This window comes from Proteus sp. Marseille-Q3619 (assembly GCF_965283115.1).
The window spans coordinates 2,746,796-2,768,958 of record NZ_CBDIMP010000001.1; the positions used below are offsets into that span (position 1 = coordinate 2,746,796).

Consider the following 22,163-nt stretch of genomic DNA (forward strand, 5'->3'; position numbering starts at 1 on the left):
TTGCGAAAAAAAGTTACTTTTTTACACTTGATTTTTTATGAACTGATTATTTAATCAATAAAAACATAATGTTATGTATTTTTAAAAAATTAAAAATTGACGATATAGAATTGATAAACAAGTGGAACTAAGTAGAGTTTATCAGGCAAAAATGTGATTAATGCCTGATAAACAATAATTAAGTGAAATTTTAACGCAATGAGATTATCTCATTTTGGTTAATATTTGTTCGATGTTATTTTTTCACACCGGTAATACGGCACCACTCTTCTTTTTCGGCAACAGGATCTAAGTTAAATAGTCCTTCATAGGCGGCTGCTACACCTTCTGCTTGTGTCGCTAACACACCAGAAAGGCCTAGGTGTCCACCTTGACGTGGCAGTGTACTGATAACAGGTGCAAGTTCACGCAATGGACCTGCTAAAATATTAGCGACGACAACATCGGCACTGAGGTTATCTGGTTGGTCTTTTGCCAGATACAGTGTGAGTGCGTCAGAAACGCCATTACGCTGCGCATTATCACGGCTTGCTTGGATGGCTTGAGGATCGATATCAATACCAATTGCTTTAGCTGCACCCAGCTTTAATGCCGCAATAGCTAAAATGCCAGAGCCACAACCGAAGTCGATAACCGTTTTACCCACTAAATCTAAACCATCAAGCCACTGAAGGCATAATGAGGTAGTAGGGTGGGTACCTGTACCAAAGGCAAGACCAGGGTCTAGCATGACGTTCACGGCGTTAGGATCAGGTACTTCACGCCAGCTTGGGCAAATCCATAAACGCTCACCGAAACGCATTGGGTGGAAGTTATCCATCCATTCACGTTCCCAATCTTTATCTTCGAGTTGTTCAACTTTGTGCAGGAAGCCTTTACCGAGTAGTGGCGTATTTTCTAACATCGCCACAACGATTTTCATGTCAGTTTCTGCATCATATAAACCGATAACGTCAGTATCACCCCAAAGGCGAGTTTCACCCGGTAACGGTTCAAAAATAGGGGTATCGTGACTATCTTGGAAAGTCACTGAAACGGCACCGCTTTCAACCAATTCATCACCAATAGCTTCTGCATTAGCGGCGGTTGCATTAAGTCTTAATTGTATCCAAGGCATAATTAGTCTCTTTAAAAACGAATTCACTGTAATGATGCTGATTGAGGCAGAGTATGCTCTCCAAATCGATTAGCCACAAGAAACGCGACTAAGCTCAATAACAGTGATGGAACAATGGGGTGAAATCCAGCGATCTGGATGTTAAATGTCGCAAGGGTGGCATAGAGTGTGGCACCTGTGATCATGCCCGCAATAGCACCATAACGGTTAGCTTTTTCCCAATAAAGCCCAAGAACTAAAGGCCATAAGAAAACAGCTTGTAGGCCACCAAAAGCAAGTAAGTTAAGCCAAATAATCATTGATGGTGGGTTCCATGCTGCAAATAGCAGTAACACACCTAAAATCAAGGTCGAAAGGCTCGATAAACGAGAGATGCGTTTCTCGTTAGTTATCGCATGCGGAGCGATATTGAGATAGAGATCTTTGACCAAAGTTGCTGACGATTGTAACAGTTGCGCATTTATCGTCGACATAATGGCGGCCATAGGCGCAGCAAGGAAAATACCGGCTGCAATAGGCGGTAATACTTCAACCATTAATGTTGGAATAACTTGATCAGGAACAGTGAGATCAGGAATGATCGCCCGACCTAATGCGCCAGCAAAGTGCATACCAAACATCAATAATGACATCACGATTGTGCCAATAATGATCCCTTTATGCATGGCTTTACTGTCTTTGTAAGAGATGCAACGTACCGCAGTATGTGGCAAGCCAATAACACCAAAACAGACAAGAACCCAGAATGATGCCATAAACGGGCCACTTAAAATCCCATCAGCTCCTTGAGGAGAGGTTAATGCAGGATCGATGGTATTGAGTTTTTGTATCGCAACATCTAATCCACCTGCTTTATAGATAATGGCAAACAGGAGAATAAATGTACCAAGTAGCATCACAAGGCCTTGTAAGGCATCGTTTAATACGCTGGCTCTAAATCCGCCAATCGCAGTATACAGCGCAATGGAGATCCCAAAGATCAGCAAGCCGAATTCATAAGGAATGCCTGCTGCAGTTTCTAATAAGCGTGCTCCACCAATAAATTGCACAGTCATCGCGCCGACAAAAGCGACTAACAGGCTTAAACTGGCAAACCAGACGAGGAAACGACTTTTGTAACGAGCATAAAGCATGTCATTTAAGGTAACAGCATTATAACGGCGCGCTAAAATGGCAAACTTTTTCCCTAAAACACCCAAAGAGAGCCAAATAGCGGGAAGTTGGATCATTGAAAGTAATACCCAACCAATACCGTATTTATAGGCAGCACCCGGCCCGCCAATAAAGGAGCTTGCACTGACATAAGTTGCAGTGATAGTCATGGCTAGCACGAAGCCACCCATTGAGCGGTTACCAAGAAAATATTCGTTAAGAAATTCGCCTTTTTCACGCTTACGATAAGCATAAGCTGACAGCAGAAAAACTAACAGAAGGTAGCCAATCAGTGGCACTATGACTTCAGTTTGCATCGTCATGCTCATCTCCTAACGGCATATCTTTGAAAAAGTAGCGCACCATCAGATAGCACAACAGAAAAAACAAAACAGGTAGGAATAAGCATGAAAGCTCAAACCAAAGAGGTAAACCAGTAATGCCTAGTGTGTTATCAGGTAAATAGGCGGTAATTAACCAACCCAACAAATACATAAAAGTTAAAATTAGGGCCCAAAGGGCTTCTTTGTGGGCCTGAACAAAACGTTTGTCCATCTGTTCTCCCAATCTTAATAGGGTTAAAAATGAATGGGAGGATTGTACGGGAAAGTGAGTATTGATTCAGTGAAAATTAATCACAAAGTCATGAGGGAGTATTAAAAATAGATTATCTTATTGTTTTTAAATATAAATATGAAAGAAAACAGTACGGGTTTTAATTAAGAAATGCGCTTAATTTGTCCTCTATGGATCTGTTTATGGCGGGTCATCAGCAATAAAAAAGGCATAGTAAATAAACTATGCCTTTTTTTGTTAAGCGAGAAAGATTATTTCTCAGCTAAACCTAAACGTTTTTCAAGGTAGTGAATGTTTGTACCACCTTTTTGGAAATTCTCATCATTCATAATGAACTGGTGCAGTTCAATATTGGTTTTAATACCATCAATGATAAGTTCCGCCAACGCATTTTTCATACGAGAGATCGCGATTTCGCGTGTTTCACCGTAAGTGATCAATTTACCAATCATTGAATCATAGTGAGGTGGAACAGTATAACCTGCGTAAATATGCGATTCCCAACGTACACCAAATCCACCTGGTGAGTGGAAGCGAGTAATTGTACCCGGGCTTGGCATGAAGGTTTTTGGATCTTCTGCGTTGATACGACATTCAATTGCATGACCATGAACGTTAACTTGATCTTGCGTTACTGATAACGGTAAGCCAGATGCAATGCGTAACTGTTCTTTGATTAAGTCGATGCCAGTGATCATTTCTGTTACTGGATGTTCAACCTGAATACGGGTGTTCATCTCAATAAAGTAGAATTCGCCATTTTCATACAGGAATTCGAATGTACCTGCACCACGATAGCCGATTTCAATACATGCGTTCGCACAGCGTTCGCCGATATTTTTACGGATTTCAGGGGTAATACCTGGTGCTGGAGCTTCTTCAACAACTTTTTGGTGACGACGTTGCATTGAGCAATCACGTTCAGCCAAATAGATTGCATTACCTTGACCATCAGCCATAACTTGAATTTCAACATGGCGTGGGTTTTCAAGGTATTTTTCCATGTATACCATGTCGTTGCTAAATGCCGCTTTTGCTTCCGCACGCGTCATTGTAATGGATTGTTCAAGATCTTTTTCAGCACGAACAACACGCATACCGCGTCCACCACCACCACCAGAGGCTTTGATGATAACTGGGTAGCCAATACGTTTAGCAATTTCAATATTTTTCGCAGTGTCGTTACCTAAAGGACCGTCCGATCCTGGTACACAAGGAACACCCGCTTTTTTCATCGCTTCAATAGCAGAAACTTTATCACCCATTAGGCGGATGGTTTCAGCTTTCGGACCGATAAAAATAAAGCCAGAGCGTTCAACTTGCTCTGCGAAATCAGCATTTTCAGACAGGAAACCGTATCCTGGATGAATGGCTTGTGCGCCACTGATCTCAGCCGCTGCGATAATTGCAGGGATATTTAGGTAACTTTTTGCTGAAGCAGCGGGACCAATACAGATAGTCTCGTCTGCCAGCAGAACGTGTTTTAAATCACGGTCTGCCGTGGAGTGAACAGCAACTGCTTTGATCCCAAGCTCTTTACATGCTCTTAGGATACGCAGTGCAATCTCACCACGGTTGGCAATGAGGATTTTTTCTAGCATGGACCTGCCTCGTTATTCGATAACAAAGAGTGGAGCGTCAAACTCAACGTTGTCGCCATCTTGGCAAAGGATAGATTTAACAACACCCGCTTTGTCAGATTCAATCTGGTTCATCATTTTCATTGCTTCAACGATGCACAGAGTATCGCCTACATTGACTTGCTGACCGACTTCAACAAATTTCTTAGCTTCAGGGCTTGGTGAGCGGTAGAACGTTCCGACCATTGGTGAACGAACAACGTGACCACTGATTTCTTGCGTTGGTGTAGCCGCTGGTGTTTCTGGCGCTACAGGCGCAACTGCATTTGCTAATGCAGGTTGAGGTGCCACTGGTGCCGCAAAATATTGCTGAGGAGCCATTTGACCCTGAAGACCAGAGTTACGACTAATACGTACTGACTCTTCACCTTCAGAGATTTCCAGTTCAGAAATGCCAGACTCTTCGACTAGCTCGATCAGTTTTTTAATTTTACGAATATCCATGAGTTGATTCCGTACTCTTTTTGATGTTTTTTATTAAGACAAGCGGCTGACCGCTGCCTGTAAAGCAAATCGATAACCTTCTGCACCTAATCCACAGATTACGCCTGTTGCGATATCAGAGAGATATGAATGGTGACGGAAAGGCTCCCGACTGTAGACATTGGACAGGTGAATTTCAATAAATGGAATATTCACCCCTAATAATGCATCACGCAGTGCAACACTGGTATGCGTGAAAGCTGCAGGATTGATTAATATATAATCGACATTACCCCGAGCTGCATGAATTTTATTTATCAGCTCAAATTCAGCGTTAGACTGAAAATGACTGAGTTTCACATTTAATGCCTGAGCATCTGCTGACAAACTTTGAACGATATCATCCAGAGTTAGGTGTCCGTAGGTTTCCGGCTCTCTTGTTCCAAGCAGGTTTAGATTCGGACCATTCAGGAGCAAAATATGAAAATTTTCCGACATTATGCTTCTATCTCCGTCAATTCGTCAACGAAATGACAAAATAACCTGTGCTTTTCGTTTTGTCATCTTTTATTGTATCCATTGCTACGATACATATCACAAAGTCCGACATTATAGACATTTCACAGAAGATAACAGCAAAATACTGGTCTAATCAGGGAATGAAGGGTTTATTTTGATGAAAAGTTAAAATTTTTTACAAGATTGTAAACGGGAGAAAGCAAAATAAACAGGTGTCTAAAAAATAATCATAACACCACGTTATTTATTGATGTCACTGGAAATCTGAACTTCTTTGAGATCAATCATCAATATATATCATAAATGTGATCTGAATCACAATTTTACATCTGTTTCACACACAAAGAAGCTTATTCTGGCACTAAATAAGGTGAATTAATGCCAGAAATAAGCAGATAAAAACCGAGAATTAGCAAAAAAATACCGTAAACCTTCGCCTAATGCGGGTGGGTAGCAGTTACAGTTTTACTAAGGTTCTACCTGTCACTTGATTATCCATAATCATCTGAGCATAACGAGGAACTTCATCAAGTGTAATTTCTGTCATCGCTTGCTGATAGAACGTTTCTGGTAGTAATTTTAATAAACGTTGCCAAACCTGAGCGCGTTTTTCTGCTGGGAAATAAACAGAATCGACGCCTTGTAAGCGAACATTACGTAAAATAAAAGGCATGACGGTTGTTGGCAAAGAGAAACCACCAGCTAATCCACAAGCCGCTACTGTTCCGTTATAGTTTGTCTGTGACAGAATATTGGCAAGAATTTGCCCACCTACGGTATCAATTGCACCCGCCCAGCGTTGTTTATCTAAAGCTCTGCCCGCAGGCTCAAACTCTTCACGAGTGATAATATTTTTGGCGCCAAGTTTGCGTAAATAGTCATGGTTACTCGCTCTGCCACTTAATGCGGTAACTTGATAGCCTAATGCTGTTAGCAAACTAATAGCGGTACTTCCGACACCACCACTGGCTCCAGTGACTAAAATATCACCACTTTCAGGTGTAATGCCGCCTTGTTCTAATGCCATCACACAAAGCATGGCAGTAAAACCCGCAGTCCCAATTATCATGGCATTTTTTAAAGAGAGTCCTTCTGGCACAACGGTTAACCAATCACCTTTTACACCTGCTTTTTGTGCAAGGCCACCCCAGTGATTTTCACCTACTCCCCAGCCGGTTAATAAGACATGTTGACCAATGTGGAAGCGAGGATCTTCGGTGTGATGAACAACACCCGAAAAATCGATACCCGGCACCATTGGAAATTGGCGCAGTATTTTTCCCTTGCCTGTGATAGCGAGTCCATCTTTATAGTTAAGCGTTGAGTAATGAATATCGACAATAACATCATGAATAGGCAGTATTTTTTCATCAATGTTTTGTACGTTGGTACTGAGTTTGTTGTCATTTTGTTCTACTAATAATGCTTTCATCTTGACCCCTCATCGATTTCTATTTGTGTCATGATAGGTGATTTTTTAGATTTCGTCGTGATTGTGCACAATATCTATTGTAATAATGAGACAAATAATCCTTTTTTAGTGTATAAACGGGGGTTCTACGTTTATTGGTGCAGAGATTATTCTGAGTTTTATATCTTGGTAATTAGATAACACCGTTAATGGGTTACGATTGGATAAAAATTAGCATTTCTCTTTATGCTCGAAATAAAGATAATGTATCGTCTTAGAAGTATTCGAGGTGGGTACTTTGGTTGTTATCTCAGTCAAATTTTGCCAGTAAAACACCATTTAATATCAATAGAATAATTGTGCTTATTCAAATGAATAAATTTTATTTGAACTTGCAATGAGACTTTTGAGTCACAGTGTGGCAACTAAGTAAGATTTTTCTTTATTGATGTGAGCGTTGTTTGTATTGTTACATAAGTCAAATATAAACAGCGTAGGATCGAAATTATGCGTTAATCGTTCTAATTAGCCCATTTTTATGCAGTTTTTTTCTGCTCCAATTGGGAAAAGTAACGTAGAATATTGTGCCTTTATGATTATTTACGTGTCCACTTTAATCTAAGTAGTGAATCGCGCCTTGTCGCTGCTTATTGTGGTTGATAGAGTAGACGGATTTTTCCGTCCCGGCTTGCAGGATTATCCTTTCGTATGTTTAAAAAATTTCGTGGCATGTTTTCCAACGATTTGTCTATTGACTTGGGTACCGCCAATACCCTTATTTATGTCAAAGGACAGGGTATTGTTCTCGATGAACCCTCCGTTGTCGCTATTCGCCAAGATCGCGCTGGCACATCAAAAAGTGTTGCAGCTGTAGGGCATGAAGCCAAACAGATGTTAGGGCGTACACCTGGGAATATCGCTGCTATCCGTCCAATGAAAGACGGTGTGATTGCTGATTTTTATGTAACCGAAAAAATGCTTCAGCACTTCATAAAACAGGTTCATAACAATAGCTTTATGCGTCCAAGTCCTCGTGTATTAGTTTGTGTACCAGTAGGAGCCACTCAAGTAGAACGCAGAGCTATCCGTGAATCAGCATTAAGTGCGGGTGCTCGTGAAGTGTTCTTAATTGAAGAACCTATGTCTGCGGCAATCGGTGCAGGCTTACCTGTTTCTGAAGCAACAGGCTCAATGGTGGTCGATATTGGTGGTGGTACAACAGAAGTTGCCGTGATTTCATTAAACGGTGTCGTTTACTCTTCTTCTGTTCGTATCGGTGGTGACCGTTTTGATGAAGCTATCATTAACTATGTGCGTCGTAACTACGGTTCACTGATTGGTGAAGCAACCGCAGAACGTATCAAACACGATATCGGTTCAGCTTATCCTTCTGATGAAGTCAATGAGATTGAAGTTCGTGGTCGTAACCTTGCAGAAGGTGTACCTCGTAGCTTTACTTTAAACTCTAATGAAATTCTTGAAGCATTACAGGAACCATTAACGGGTATCGTTAGTGCAGTGATGGTTGCATTAGAACAATGTCCACCAGAATTGGCCTCTGATATTTCAGAGCGCGGTATGGTATTAACAGGTGGTGGTGCATTATTACGTAACCTAGACCGTTTATTAATGGAAGAGACAGGTATTCCTGTGATTGTTGCTGAAGATCCTCTGACCTGTGTCGCTCGTGGCGGTGGTAAAGCATTAGAAATGATCGATATGCACGGTGGCGATCTGTTTAGCGAAGATTGAGATTAATTCTGACAAGGGAGAATGGATTCCCCCTTGATGAGAATATTAACACCTGTTCTTTTACTTCTCCGTGTGAGTGATCTTAGAGTTTATGAAGCCAATTTTTAGTCGGGGTCCTTCCCTGCAACTAAGATTAATAATCGCCGTGGTTGTCGCTATCTCTTTATTGATTGCTGATAATCGTATTGGTGCATTTTCTAAAGTCCGCCAGTATCTTGATACTGCTGTTAGTCCCTTCTATTTTCTTGCAAATGGTCCACGCCGTTTCCTTGATCAAATTTCAGAAACATTTGCCACGCGTGAGCGTTTACAATTTGAGAATCAAGCGTTAAGAAAAGAGTTATTAGTTCGTAGCGGAGAAAGCCAATTACTGGAGCAATTTAAGCAAGAGAATGCCCGTTTACGAGAATTACTTGGTTCACCACTGCGCCAAAATGAACAAATGACAGTAACGCAAGTTTTGTCTGGGAATAGCACGCCTTATCGAGATCAAGTGGTTATTGATAAAGGAACCAACGATGGCGTCTATGAAGGGCAACCTGTTATTAGTGATAAAGGTGTCGTAGGACAAGTTATTGCCGTAAGTGAGCTTACGAGCCGTGTATTATTAATATGCGACACTTCTCATGCATTACCTGTACAAGTTTTACGTAACGATATTCGTGTTATAGCTTCTGGTGCGGGCTGTGCCGATGATTTATTGTTAGAAGCATTACCTGCCAATATTGATATTCGTGTAGGCGATGTTTTAGTGACATCAGGATTGGGTGGTCGTTTTCCAGAAGGGTATCCTGTTGGTGTGGTATCTTCAGTTAAAGTGGATAATCAGCGGGCTTATTCCGTGATTAATGTTCGACCTTCAGCAGAGCTACAACGTTTACGCTATTTGCTTTTATTATGGAATGCATCAGACAAAATGGGAGAGCCTCCTCTACCTTCAGAGGTTTATCACGCGGCTAATGAGCGTTTAATGCAACTGATGCCTCAGGTTTTACCTAATTATGAACAAGCAGGGCCACCGCTTCCTCGTTCAATGTCTCAAGAGCCGTTAGACAGTACGACAGAAGAAACTAACGGAACCACGACACCAGCAACAACTCCTGCTGCAACAAATACACCGACTAGTACAAATAGAAGTAGGTAGACATGATGAATCCATATCAAAGTCGTGGGCGTTGGGTTGTTTGGCTCTCTTTTCTTGTCGCATTAGTTTTACAAATTATGCCGTGGCCAGAACAGTTAGAAGTGTATCGACCTATTTGGCCGATGTTATTTCTTATTTATTGGATAACAGCAATACCTCATCGTGTTAGTGTCGGAACCGCATTTGTCTTGGGTATGATTATGGATCTAGTCCAAGGAACTACCCTAGGTGTCAATGCATTGGCCTATACTTTAGTGAGTTATGTCATCGCCTTTAAATATCAGCTTTTTTGTAATTTAGCGTTATGGCAACAAGCCTTAGTGGTAATGTTAAGTGTTGTCGTTGTTGATCTTGCTGTATTTTGGGCAGAATTTTTACTTTCACCTGTGACTTTTCACCCTCAAGTATTCTGGAATAGCCCAGTCAGTGGTATTCTTTGGCCATGGCTTTATTTTTTACTTCGCAAAATCCGTCACCAGTTTTTAGTTCACTAAGTTATTGGATCATGGCGGTCACTTTTGCGTTACCGTCATGAGGACATTATTTGTGACCACACTTTACCTTGCTTCCAGCTCACCAAGAAGACGTGAACTTCTCGCGTTATTAGATGTTGAATTTAGTATTATCACGCCAGCAATTGATGAAATTTGGCAACAAGGTGAAAAACCAGAAGAGTATGTTCTTCGTTTAGCAAAAGAAAAATCACAAGAAGGTGTAAGACAAGCACCTCACGATTATCCCGTTTTGGGATCTGATACTATTGTGGTTTATGATGGTCATATTCTTGAAAAACCTCGTGATAAAACCCATGCTGCGCAAATTCTACGTTCACTCTCAGGTGCAACACATCAAGTGATGACAGCAATTGCTATCTCTAATAGAACACACACATTGAGTCAATTAGTCGTCACACACGTCACTTTTAGAGTGATGACAGAGAGTGAGATTAGCGCGTATATTGAGTCAGGAGAGCCAATGGATAAAGCTGGCGCTTACGGTATTCAAGGAAAAGGAGGCCGTTTTGTTCAACGGATTGAGGGGAGTTATCATGCTGTTGTCGGATTGCCTCTTGTTGAAACCGAAGCATTGATAGCTCAATTTTCGTCTCTAGCTAATGAGAAGGAGATTTCATGACAGCAGAGTTATTAGTGAATGTGACGCCTTCTGAAACTCGTGTCGCCTATATTCGCGGAGGCATACTTCAAGAAATCCATGTTGAAAGAGAAGCTAAACGAGGTATCGTCGGAAACATTTACAAAGGTCGGGTAAGTCGCGTATTACCCGGGATGCAAGCTGCATTTATTGACATCGGGCTAGATAAAGCCGCTTTTCTACATGCTTCTGATATTATGCCTCACACTGAATGTATTGCTGGTGAAGAGCAGAAGAAATTTAATGTTCGTGATATCGCGCAACTGGTGCATCAAGGGCAAGATTTAATTGTACAAGTGGTTAAAGATCCTTTAGGAACAAAAGGCGCTCGCCTTACCACGGATATTACATTGCCTTCTCGCTATTTAGTGTTTATGCCTGGTGCGTCTCATGTAGGCGTTTCCCAGCGAATTGACAGTGAAGAAGAGCGTGAGCGCTTAAAACAATTGGTTGAAGAGTATTGCGATGAAAATGGCGGCTTTATTATTCGTACCGCTGCCGAAGGTGTTGGTGAACACGAAATTAAGCAAGATGCCGCCTTTCTTAAACGCCTATGGAATAAAATCATTGAGCGTAAGAAAAGAAATAAAACCCGTATTCAAATTTATGGCGAATTAGCGTTAGCCCAGCGTATTTTACGTGATTTTGCAGGCTCTGAATTAGATAGCATACGAGTTGATTCTAAATTGACCTACAATCAACTACAGGAATTTATTGGTGAATATATTCCTGAATTAACCGCTAAACTTGAATTGCACCAAGGTAATCAGCCTATTTTTGATCTCTATGGTGTAGAAAGTGAAATTCAGCGGGCTTTAGAACGCAAAGTTGAATTGAAATCAGGAGGTTACCTGATTATCGATCAAACTGAAGCAATGACCACTATTGATATCAATACAGGGGCATTTGTTGGTCATCGAAATTTAGAAGAAACTATTTTTAATACTAATATTGAAGCAAGCCAAGCCATTGCCCGTCAATTACGGTTACGTAATTTAGGCGGTATTATCATCATTGACTTTATTGATATGAATAATGATGAACATAAACGCAGAGTATTGGCATCACTTGAACAAGCGCTAAGTAAAGATAGAGTGAAAACAACGATTAATGGCTTCTCCCAACTTGGCTTAGTAGAAATGACACGTAAAAGAACGCGGGAAAGCCTTGAACATGTGCTTTGTGATGACTGCCCAACTTGCCAAGGGCGAGGTACGGTAAAATCAGTTGAAACAGTTTGTTATGAAATTTTACGTGAAATAGTGCGCGTGCATAAAACGATTGATGCAGATCGCTTCTTAGTTTACGCCTCCTCAGCAGTTGCAGAAGCATTAAAAGGCGATGAATCACATGCATTAGCAGAGGTTGAAATTTTTGTCGGTAAACAAGTGAAAGTGCAAACTGAGCTACTCTATAGTCAGGAGCAATTTGATGTGGTGATGATGTAATGGATTCGCCTTCCTAATGAATATGATGGCAGAAAGGAGACAAAAATGAAGCGGCTGCCTAAATACCTGTTAGTGATAACAGTTTTTTGCCTCATCGTTTTTGCCTTGGTATTAAGCGGATTTCGCTACTTTCTGCCACGCTTAGATAGTTATCGCCCTGAAATAGAAACGTATCTTACGAAGCAACTCAATAGCCCTGTCTCAATGACAAAGATCACGGGGGAGTGGCAAAATTTTGGTCCTGATATTCAAGTGGAAGGACTGAATATTACCAATAAAGATGTGAACGTTACGGCAGAGAAAGTCACTTTTTCTTTTGACGTGTGGCGTTCATTATTCGCTTTTCGTCTTCATTTTCGTGAACTGACCTTTGAACAGTTATATGTTAATTACCAACAGCCAATTTTTACGGGGCAAAGTGGTGATATTACCTTAACTGAACCTGATGATATTTCTTCACTTTTTCTCGAACAGTTTGATCGTTTTAAACTGATTGAAAGCCGTTTTGTTTTTTTAACCCCTTCAGGAGATACCAGTACATTACATGTGCCTGAATTAATGTGGTTGAATCAGAAAAATCGTCACCGAGCTCAAGGTGAAGTCACTCTTGATACACCCATTAATCATTATGGGGGGTTAAAGGTACGCCTTGATCTCTATACCAAAGAGAACGGTTTGATCGATAACGGTAAAGTATTTCTTACCGCAGATGACATCGATATCTCACCTTGGCTTAGTCAGTGGGTAAAAAATAATAGTGGCGTAGGTGAAGCTAAAGCCAGTTTGTCTAACTGGATTGAAATTACTCAAGGGCGTATTACTGGAAGTCAGTTGCAAATTCATCAAGGTGAAATGGACTGGAGTAGTGATGGAACCTCGCACGTATTAAATGTTGAAGATTTAATTTTACGTATGAGAAGGCAAGAAAATGGCTGGCTTGCGGATGTTCCTTATACTCGAAAAATTACAATGGATGGTGAAGAGTGGCCTGATGGTTATTTAGCGGTGCTTTATCAACCAAAAGAAAAACAGCATGATGAAGCATGGCGTATTCGCGCCAAGAATATTGAGTTAGATAGGTTATATGCTGTATTGCCATTATTCTCTTTTTTAACACCTGATTTTGTTCGCCAGTGGCAGTATCGCCAATTTTCTGGTGTGGTTAATGACTTTGCATTAGATCTCACCCCAGAAAACTTCGAGCAAAGCACCATTAATCTCTCTTGGGAAAATGTGAGTTGGAAGCGTTGGCAAGAGATCCCCTCAGTACAACATTTCAGCGGGCAATTAAAAGGGAGTATGCAACATGGTGAGCTTAACTTTGCCCTAGCAGATAGTGAAATAGACACGGGCGAATTATTTAAAGCGCCGTTGAATATTGAAAAAGGAAAAGGAACGGTTTATTGGCAACATTCAGGGGATAACCTGTCTCTTTGGAGCCAAGGGCTCGATGTTAAAGCTACATCAGCATGGGTTGCGGGTGATTTTCGTTATGAGAAACAAGGTGAAGATCAGCGTCTTTCCATTTTATCAGGTGTTAGAGTTACAAATGCGGGTGATACATGGCGTTATTTGCCTGAGGAGTATGTCGGGAAGGCACTGACTCAATATCTCTCAGATGCGATTATTGCGGGTAATATCGATAATGGAACCTTTATTTTTGATGGCGATCCCGCTGATTTTCCTTTTGATAACCACAAAGGATGGTTCCAAGTTTATGCGCCCGTCAAACACGCGACCTTTAAATTTGATAGTGAATGGCCTGCGTTATTTGATCTCGATATTAATCTAGACTTTAAAAATGACGGCTTATGGATGTCTTCTGCACAAGCAAAAGTGGGTAAAGCGACAGCCACGAATTTAAGTGCAGTCATTGAAAGCTATCAACAAGAAAAAATCTTAATTAATGCGGATATTCAAGCCACAGGCGACGAGCTGAAAGAGTATTTCTTAGATTCTCAAATGGCGAGTATTGGTCATACACTTGAAGAGCTAAAAGTAGCAGGAAAAATTGACGGTACATTGAAACTTGATATCCCCTTTGGTGGTGATGAGGTTGTGGCTTCTGGTGAGGTTAATTTAAAAAATAATGATGTCACTTTGAACTTCATGGATACCACATTGAAAGGCGTGAGTGGGCAGTTTCGTTACCATAATGACAAACTTGAAAGTGATACATTAACGGCTAATTGGTTTGGGCAGCCGCTTGCTTTCTCATTTACAAGTTACAATGATACGGATAATTATCAGGTTGATGTCGGCTTAAAAGGCCAATGGGATATTCAAAAAATTCAAGGATTACCTAGTGATATTCAACATAAGTTTAGTGGTGTATTTCCATGGCATGGCAACGTTAATGTTAAGATCCCCGAAAAAGGTGATGTTGATTATCAAGTCGATCTAACCGGAAATATCAATGCATTAAGCAGCAAGTTAACAGCGCCTGAAACACAGGATTTAAAAAATTCACCACCTATTGTGATTTCTGCCAAGGGTAACAGTGAAACCTTAACCGTGAATGCCAGTGCTGAGAAACAGTGGAAACTTAATAGCCAGTGGGCATTAGGAAAACAGCTACGTTTATTACAAGGCCATGTTGTTTCTTCTTCTATTAAATTACCTGAATTGAATTCACAACAACGCTTAACTATCGCTCTTAAAGGATTAGAGGGGGATAAATGGTTGCCGACATTAATGGCTTTTTCGTCTTTAACGCCGTCTGAAAATGAAGTCATTTTTCCTGATAATGTGCATATCAGTTTACCTGATTTAAATTTTGCAGGGCAAAAATGGCGTAATCCTCAAACTGAGATTATGCGCGCTAGTGAAGGGGTAAAATTTGCCTTTTCAGGAAGTGAATTACGAGGCGATGTGTTTATTCCTGAAGCATCGACACCTTGGCAAGTGAATATTAATTATCTCTATTTTAATGGTGCAACTCTATCTCAAGAAGAAAAATCGTTAAAAATGGCAAACACTTCTGATGTGAATGCATTGAAGTTTTCAGTTAAAAACATTCCTTCTATTGATTTTGAGTGCCGAGAATGTTGGGTAAATGGCTTGCTTTTAGGGAAAATTGAAGGTTCGTTAAAACAAAATCAGGGTGCTTTATTTCTAACTGACGGTAAGTTGGAAAATAGCAGCGGTGAATTGTCTCTTAATGGTGTGTGGTCTGAAGATAATGCAGGTAATAATACGACGAAGTTAATAGGTAAATTAAAAGCGGAAGAAATTGATGAAATGGCCGCTTATTTCGGTTTTATTATTCCTATTATCCAGTCCCCACTTTCTGCTGATTTTTCATTACAATGGCGTGATACGCCGTGGAATTTTAATCTGGCGACCTTAAATGGTGATATTAAATCTGTCTTAGGGAAAGGGCGTATCGAAAAAGTGAATGTTGGACAAGCGGGTAAATTACTGCGTCTTGTGAGTTTTGATGCGCTTTTACGTAAATTACAGTTTGATTTTAGGGATACTTTCAGCGAGCATTTTGAGTATGACTCGATTAAGAGTGAAATTACGATCAATCAAGGTATTATGAATGCTGAGAGTGTCCGAGTTGATGGTGTTATTGCTGATATTGCGATAAGTGGGAAAGTTGATTTACTTGAACGTAAAATGGACCTACAAGTTGTGGTAACGCCAGAGATTTCAGCAACTGTCGGTGTTGCTACGGCTTTCGCGATAAACCCAATTGCAGGCGCCGCAGTGTTTGCGGCATCAAAGGTTCTGGGGCCACTTTGGAGTAAGATTTCAGTTATCCGTTATCATGTGACCGGAACTATGGAACAACCCAAAATTGACGAAGTACTGCGTCAGCTTAAGGAGAATCAGGCGTTATGAAAAAAGTTAATGTCGCACTTTTGCAACTTTGTAGCGGTAAAAACACAAAAAATAATCTGGCGCAAATTGAGCAACAGATTAAGCAATTACCCGATTCAGTGAAGCTTGTATTAACACCTGAAAATGCGTTACTTTTTTCGAACTCTAAAGATTATCATAAAAATGCTGAAGTTCAGGGCGATGGGCCTTTACAAAATGCTATCGCTAAAATGGCTCAGCGCTATAAAGTGTGGATCTTAGTCGGTTCTATGCCATTGATTAGTCGAGACTCCCCAGACCAAATTACCAGCAGTAGTTTGGTGTTTGATGATGAAGGTGTTATTCGTGCTCGTTATGACAAAATTCATATGTTTGATGTCAGCATTGATGATGAGCAAGGCGAATATAACGAATCTTCTATTTATCAACGCGGTGAGCGCTTAACAGTCGTTGATACTCCGGTTGGGAAATTAGGTTTAACAATCTGTTATGACTTACGCTTCCCTGGTATTTTCCAAGCATTAAGAGAAAAAGGGGCAGAGATAATCTCTGTACCAGCGGCTTTTACCCGTTTAACAGGTAAAGCGCACTGGGAGCCTTTATTACGTGCTCGTGCCATTGAGAATCAGTGTATTATCTTAGCGCCAGCACAAGTGGGTACACATGATACGCGCCGGACTTGGGGTCATACGATGGCGATTGATGGTTGGGGTAAAGTCTTGAAAAAGAACCCTGATGCTGTTAGTGCGCTAACGCTGAATGTTGGTGTCGAAAGTCTACACGGTATGCGTGAACAGATACGGGTTGTAAAACATAACCGCTTTCGCCCGAAACTGACCCACTTAATCAAAAAAGTTAAGGATAAAGAAGAATTATGAGTTTAGCTGTTGTCAGCGAAAGTCTGTTGGAAGCAAACAAACTTAGTTTAGATGATTTAGCATCAACACTAGAGCAGCTTGCACAGCGTCAAATTGATTATGGTGATCTTTATTTTCAGTCAAGTTATCACGAGGCTTGGATCCTAGACGATCAGATTATTAAAGATGGCTCTTACAATATTGATCAAGGTGTTGGTGTTAGAGCAATTTACGGTGAAAAAACCGGCTTTGCTTATGCAGACCAACTAACGCTTAATGCACTTAACCAAAGTGCTCATGCTGCACGAAGTATTGTTCAGGCTAAAGGTAATGGTCGTATTCATACTTTAGGTGCTATTCAACATTCTCCGCTATACAGCTTAAACGATCCTCTGCAAAGCCTTTCTCGTGAAGAGAAAATTGCGTTATTGCATGAGGTAGATAAAGCGGCTCGAGCTGAAGATAAACGCGTTAAACAAGTTAATGCGTCATTAACGGGTGTCTATGAGCATGTGCTTGTTGCAGCAACCGATGGCACGTTAGCCGCCGATGTGCGTCCTTTAGTTCGCCTTTCAGTGAGTGTGCTGGTGGAAGAAGATGGCAAACGTGAGCGTGGTGCAAGTGGTGGCGGTGGTCGTTTTGGTTATGATTATTTCCTAACTAAAGTCGATGGTGAAAGCCACGCTATCACTTATGCGCGTGAAGCTGTGCGTATGGCATTAGTGAATTTATCTGCAATTGCGGCACCTGCGGGAACGATGCCTGTTGTATTGGGCGCAGGATGGCCAGGTGTGTTATTGCATGAAGCAGTCGGTCATGGATTAGAGGGTGATTTCAATCGCCGTGAAACCTCTGTATTTTCGGGACGCATTGGCGAGAGAGTAACTTCTGAGCTTTGTACTATTGTTGATGATGGCACAATTGAAGGTCGTCGTGGCTCTGTGGCTATTGATGACGAAGGTGTACCAGGTCAATACAATGTTTTAATCGAAAACGGCATCTTAAAAGGCTATATGCAAGATAAGATGAACGCGCGTTTAATGGGTGTTGCGCCAACGGGAAATGGTCGTCGTGAATCTTACGCGCATCTTCCTATGCCTCGTATGACAAACACTTACATGTTAGCAGGTAAGTCTTCACCAGAAGAGATTATTGCCAGTGTTGATCGCGGTATTTACGCACCAAACTTTGGTGGCGGTCAGGTTGATATTACATCGGGCAAATTTGTTTTCTCAACCTCAGAAGCTTATTTAATCGAGAATGGAAAAATAACCAAACCAATTAAAGGAGCAACTCTAATTGGTTCAGGTATTGAAGCCATGCAACAAGTTTCTATGGTAGGTAATGATCTTGCTTTAGATAAAGGGGTTGGCGTTTGTGGTAAAGAAGGACAAAGTCTCCCTGTTGGTGTGGGTCAACCAACGTTGAAGCTTGATAAAATCACGGTTGGCGGTACAGCTTAATTATCGCTATCGTTATTTGTCAGTATCTATTGAACTCCATCTTTTGATGGAGTTTTTTATCCTAGCAACAGTGAGGGAGCTAACTTATGGGTAAACGTTTATTACCAGTTATTATTGTTATTGCGGTTTTATTTGGTGTTCTTTATAAAGGTCTATTGCCTGAAACCAAAGCACCAACATCTTCATCTTCAGCTCCTATTCCGACATCATCAAGCAATAACACCAATAAACCAGCACAAATTCCACTATCTATTGATGAAAAAACGCAAACCAATGTAGTAGCTAACTATTTGCAACGTCATCAACAATTGCCAGATTTTTATCTCACTAAAAAAGAGGCGAGAGAAAAAGGCTGGAATGCGAAAGCGGGCAATTTATGTGAAGTCTTACCGGGAAGAGCAATCGGAGGCGATCGCTTTATGAACCGTGAAAAACAGTTGCCAGAAGAAGCTGGACGCCAGTGGTATGAAGCGGATGTAAATTATCAGTGTGGTCATCGTGGTAGTGACAGATTGCTCTATTCGAATGATGGGCTGATTTATGTTACCACTGATCATTATCGTACAATGACAAAGGTCGCACCTTAATGAAACAGGTTATCTTCAATTTTAAGACACTGGCAGATAGAGAAGCCTTTTATCACGATTTTGCACTGCAATTTCAGTTAGATGATAAATTTGGCGATAACCTAGATGCACTATGGGATGCGTTAGTGGGTGGAATAGAATTGCCAGTTAGTATTGTTTTCAGGCATTTACCTCATCATTCCCGTGATTTTCAACCTTTGGTGGAATTGATGCAAGAAGCACAAAATGAGCTTGGTAAAGATGTTTTAAACTTTTATTGTGAACATAAAGCACAAAAGTAATTCAGAGTAGAAAATACGCCCTGAAAATCGCAGTGAGGCCAAATTTACACTGCGTTTTCAGGATGATCAGGTTTTATGCTGATTCTGATAAATCTTTTAGATATTGAAATAGTAAGCGGAATGATTTTGGCGGCTTATTCGCTTCTTTTTCTTTTTTCGCATTACGGATAAGTGTGCGTAATTGTTGGCGATCAGCCATTGGGTAAAGCGCAACGACTTCTTCAATCACTTCATTGCCACCTTCAACAAGGCGAATTCGCAGATCTTCAAGTTTATGTAACACTAAGATCTGTTGGTTGTGGCGGTTTTTGAGTTTATCAAGCGCTTGGCGGATCGGATCTTCGTCTACATTGCGCAGTAGTTTTCCAATATATTGAATTTGGCGGCGGCGTGCTTCACGCTGTACTTTTTGTGCTAATTGAATAGAGGCTAATAATTTCTCATCTAATGGAACACGTTCTAATTCTTGTGCACTTAATTCAACTAATTCAGTACCCAGTTTTTTGAGTGCTTCAGCATCACGTTTAATTTCGCTTTTGCTGACCCAGATGATTTCGTCCTCTTCTTCCTCTTCTGACGAGGTATCGTCAAATTCAGGATTGAGGTAATGCCACTCTTCAGGCTGCTTTGCCATAATAAAAATTCCTGTTGCAGAGTAAGCCGGGAGTGTGATTTGGTGAATGACCAAAAGCCCGACGGGTGATAACATTCATATATCTTCTATTGTAACTGGGAAAATCGCTTGTTGACCACCTGTCAATTGATTTACTTTGCTAAAAATAAGTAAAAAGTGGTGTTCTCCTTAGGAAAAATGGTTCTCAATGAATAATTCAGATCAGGTAAAACAGCTTGAAGACGCCGTCTCACTCGCATTAGAGCTGGCTGCAAAACAGTGTGATGGAGCTGAAGTCGCTATTAATAAATCGACGGGTATTAGTGTAAGTACGCGTTATGGTGAAGTTGAAAATGTTGAATTTAACAGTGATGGCGCTTTAGGCATCACTGTTTATCAACAACAACGCAAAGGTAGTGCATCTTCAACAGATTTAAGTCCTGATGCGATTAAGCGAGCTGTACAAGCTGCTGTGGATATTGCACGCTACACTTCAGTTGACCCATATGCAGGGCCTGCTGATCAAGAGCTATTAGCGTTTGATGCACCTTTCCTTGATCTTTACCATCCTACCGAAGTCACGGCAGATAAAGCGATTGAATTAGCATCGAGAGCAGAAAAAGCCGCTTTAGATAGCGATAGCCGTATTATCAACACCGAAGGTGGCAGTTTTAATAGTCACAGTGGAACCCGTGTATTTGGTAATAGCCTTGGCTTATTAAAAAGCTATTCATCTTCACGCTATTCGATGTCGAGTTGTGTTATTGCTCGTGATGGTGAAGATATGGAGCGCGACTATGCTTACACTATTAGTCGTCGCTTTGATGATCTAGAATCACCTGAATGGGTTGGTCAAGAGTGCGCTCGCCGTACTTTATCTCGCCTTGCACCTCGTAAACTACCCACCATGAAAGCCCCCGTTATTTTTGCGGCAGATGTGGCGACAGGTATTTTTGGTCATTTGGTTGCAGCAATTAGTGGTAGCATGATTTATCGTGAATCTTCTTGTTTACTCGATAGCTTAGGTAAGCAAATTTTTCCTCAGTGGTTAAATATTCAAGAGCGCCCTCACTTAATGAGAGGTTTGGCATCAACACCGTTTGATAGTGAAGGTGTACGTACCACAGATGCTGAAATCATCAAAGATGGCGTATTACAAGAGTGGTTGTTAACCACATATTCAGCAAGAAAGCTGGGCTTAAAGAGTAATGGTCACGCTGGTGGTATTCATAACTGGTATATCCCTGGGCAAGGTTTATCGTTTGATGCACTGTTAAAAGAGATGGGAACAGGTCTTGTTGTTACTGAATTGATGGGACAAGGTGTCAGTACAGTAACAGGTGATTACTCTCGTGGTGCGAGCGGTTTTTGGGTTGAGAATGGCGAAATTCAATATCCTGTAAGCGAAGTGACTATTGCAGGTAACTTAAAAGATATGTGGGCAAATATTGCCACGATGGGTGATGATATTGAGACGCGCAGTAATGTTCAGTGTGGATCGTTGTTGTTACCAGAAATGAGCATTGCAGGTGAGTAAATTTTAGACACTCGTCACAACCCTTAATCTCAGCCCGCAATGGGCTGAGATATCGCGTTTATCAGTGTGCTTTTCAAACGATAAGATAAAAATAAGACGCGAACCTTCAGCTCTGCTTAACGGTGTAATTCACCCGCAGCTTCCGGTTGGTATAGAATTTCTAATACTTTAACCTTGGTTTCAAGGCCATTAGGCAGCTTCCAACTAATTTCATCATCAATGGCTAAACCCAATAGCGCAGCACCCATTGGTGCCATGACGGAGAGTTCAGTAGTGCTGTCTTTTAATGAAGCGGGATACACTAAAGTACGAGTACGCTCTTCATTATTTTTTAAGTCCATAAAACGGACTTTGCTGTTCATTGTGACAATATTAGCAGGGATATCAGCTGGTGTAACAATGTCAGCACGATCTAATTCTTCATTCAATGCTTCAGCAATCGGACTATCTGCAAATGCCGGTTGTTCAAGTAATGAATCTAAACGTTCTGCATCAAGTTCGTTGATGATAATTGTTGGCTTTGTCATACCACACTCCAATTTATTCCAATGCAAAACAACACCCCCACGAGTGAGGTGGGGGTGTTGTTAAACTCATATAAGAGATAATAGGCGGTTCTGTATAAAAAAGAAAGAGACAGTGATCACAGTCTCTTTCGGGTTATTT

At 41.0% G+C, this 22,163-nt stretch carries 20 protein-coding genes; 11 read left to right on the top strand and 9 right to left on the bottom strand.

Features of this window, described 5'->3' with window-relative positions; genetic code table 11:
- Positions 1-235: 235 nt before the first annotated feature.
- The 7 genes from prmA to acuI form a co-directional block, all read right to left on the bottom strand.
- Positions 236-1,117 carry a 50S ribosomal protein L11 methyltransferase gene (prmA, locus tag ACWPWK_RS12705; protein ID WP_109371982.1) on the bottom strand — a complete coding sequence of 294 codons (882 nt, stop codon included), beginning with the start codon at positions 1,115-1,117 and terminating at the stop codon, positions 236-238.
- 23 nt (positions 1,118-1,140) lie between these two features.
- The gene (gene panF / locus ACWPWK_RS12710) at positions 1,141-2,586 is read right to left on the bottom strand and encodes a sodium/pantothenate symporter (RefSeq protein WP_109372079.1); all 1,446 of its coding nucleotides are present in this window, start codon (positions 2,584-2,586) and stop codon (positions 1,141-1,143) included.
- Positions 2,576-2,824 carry a YhdT family protein gene (locus ACWPWK_RS12715; protein ID WP_023582900.1) on the bottom strand — a complete coding sequence of 83 codons (249 nt, stop codon included), beginning with the start codon at positions 2,822-2,824 and terminating at the stop codon, positions 2,576-2,578. Before ACWPWK_RS12715 ends, panF begins: the two co-directional genes overlap by 11 nt.
- A 272-nt stretch (positions 2,825-3,096) precedes the next feature.
- On the bottom strand, positions 3,097-4,446 hold the full coding sequence (gene accC, locus ACWPWK_RS12720; RefSeq protein WP_109371980.1) for an acetyl-CoA carboxylase biotin carboxylase subunit: 1,350 nt from the start codon (positions 4,444-4,446) through the stop codon (positions 3,097-3,099).
- A gap of 12 nt (positions 4,447-4,458) precedes the next feature.
- A complete protein-coding gene (accB, locus tag ACWPWK_RS12725; protein ID WP_023582895.1) occupies positions 4,459-4,929 on the bottom strand; it encodes an acetyl-CoA carboxylase biotin carboxyl carrier protein in 471 nt (156 codons plus the stop codon).
- A 33-nt stretch (positions 4,930-4,962) separates the two neighbouring features.
- Positions 4,963-5,406, bottom strand: coding sequence for a type II 3-dehydroquinate dehydratase (aroQ, locus tag ACWPWK_RS12730; RefSeq protein WP_006535378.1), 444 nt, complete (start codon positions 5,404-5,406; stop codon positions 4,963-4,965).
- Between the two features lie 478 nt (positions 5,407-5,884).
- A complete protein-coding gene (gene acuI, locus ACWPWK_RS12735) occupies positions 5,885-6,859 on the bottom strand; it encodes an acrylyl-CoA reductase (NADPH) (protein ID WP_109371978.1) in 975 nt (324 codons plus the stop codon).
- A 687-nt stretch (positions 6,860-7,546) separates the two neighbouring features.
- Here acuI and mreB point away from each other — a divergent pair.
- The 10 genes from mreB (at position 7,547) to ACWPWK_RS12785 (ending at position 19,347) form a co-directional block, all read left to right on the top strand.
- Positions 7,547-8,590, top strand: a complete 1,044-nt coding sequence (gene mreB / locus ACWPWK_RS12740; protein ID WP_023582893.1) for a rod shape-determining protein MreB — start codon at positions 7,547-7,549, stop codon at positions 8,588-8,590.
- Between the two features lie 91 nt (positions 8,591-8,681).
- On the top strand, positions 8,682-9,734 hold the full coding sequence (mreC, locus tag ACWPWK_RS12745) for a rod shape-determining protein MreC (RefSeq protein ID WP_109371976.1): 1,053 nt from the start codon (positions 8,682-8,684) through the stop codon (positions 9,732-9,734).
- A 5-nt stretch (positions 9,735-9,739) separates the two neighbouring features.
- Entirely contained in the window at positions 9,740-10,228 is a 489-nt protein-coding gene (gene mreD, locus ACWPWK_RS12750) for a rod shape-determining protein MreD (protein WP_100159963.1), read from the top strand.
- 52 nt (positions 10,229-10,280) lie between these two features.
- On the top strand, positions 10,281-10,868 hold the full coding sequence (locus tag ACWPWK_RS12755; protein ID WP_109371974.1) for a Maf family protein: 588 nt from the start codon (positions 10,281-10,283) through the stop codon (positions 10,866-10,868).
- Positions 10,865-12,334, top strand: coding sequence for a ribonuclease G (gene rng, locus ACWPWK_RS12760; RefSeq protein ID WP_109371972.1), 1,470 nt, complete (start codon positions 10,865-10,867; stop codon positions 12,332-12,334). The genes ACWPWK_RS12755 and rng overlap by 4 nt, the downstream gene beginning before the upstream one ends.
- A 45-nt stretch (positions 12,335-12,379) precedes the next feature.
- Entirely contained in the window at positions 12,380-16,180 is a 3,801-nt protein-coding gene (yhdP, locus tag ACWPWK_RS12765; protein ID WP_109371970.1) for an AsmA2 domain-containing protein YhdP, read from the top strand.
- A complete protein-coding gene (nit1, locus tag ACWPWK_RS12770; protein ID WP_109371968.1) occupies positions 16,177-17,037 on the top strand; it encodes a deaminated glutathione amidase in 861 nt (286 codons plus the stop codon). Before yhdP ends, nit1 begins: the two co-directional genes overlap by 4 nt.
- Positions 17,034-18,479, top strand: a complete 1,446-nt coding sequence (gene tldD, locus ACWPWK_RS12775; RefSeq protein ID WP_109371966.1) for a metalloprotease TldD — start codon at positions 17,034-17,036, stop codon at positions 18,477-18,479. The genes nit1 and tldD overlap by 4 nt, the downstream gene beginning before the upstream one ends.
- Positions 18,480-18,565: 86 nt before the next feature.
- Positions 18,566-19,066: a ribonuclease gene (locus ACWPWK_RS12780; protein ID WP_109371964.1), complete on the top strand. Its 501-nt coding sequence runs from the start codon at positions 18,566-18,568 to the stop codon at positions 19,064-19,066.
- Complete coding sequence (locus ACWPWK_RS12785; protein ID WP_109371962.1) at positions 19,066-19,347, top strand: barstar family protein; 282 nt, start codon at positions 19,066-19,068, stop codon at positions 19,345-19,347. The genes ACWPWK_RS12780 and ACWPWK_RS12785 overlap by 1 nt, the downstream gene beginning before the upstream one ends.
- Before the next feature lie 73 nt (positions 19,348-19,420).
- On the opposite strand, the gene yjgA is transcribed toward ACWPWK_RS12785, so the two are convergent.
- Positions 19,421-19,981, bottom strand: coding sequence for a ribosome biogenesis factor YjgA (yjgA, locus tag ACWPWK_RS12790; protein WP_088495963.1), 561 nt, complete (start codon positions 19,979-19,981; stop codon positions 19,421-19,423).
- 187 nt (positions 19,982-20,168) lie between these two features.
- Between yjgA and pmbA the strand changes: the two genes are divergently transcribed.
- Positions 20,169-21,497 (top strand): metalloprotease PmbA, encoded by a 1,329-nt coding sequence (gene pmbA / locus ACWPWK_RS12795; protein ID WP_109371960.1) that lies wholly within the window; start codon positions 20,169-20,171, stop codon positions 21,495-21,497.
- A 116-nt stretch (positions 21,498-21,613) separates the two neighbouring features.
- Here pmbA and rnk read toward each other — a convergent pair whose 3' ends face one another.
- Positions 21,614-22,024, bottom strand: a complete 411-nt coding sequence (gene rnk / locus ACWPWK_RS12800) for a nucleoside diphosphate kinase regulator (RefSeq protein WP_075671465.1) — start codon at positions 22,022-22,024, stop codon at positions 21,614-21,616.
- Between the last annotated feature and the right edge of the window lie 139 nt (positions 22,025-22,163).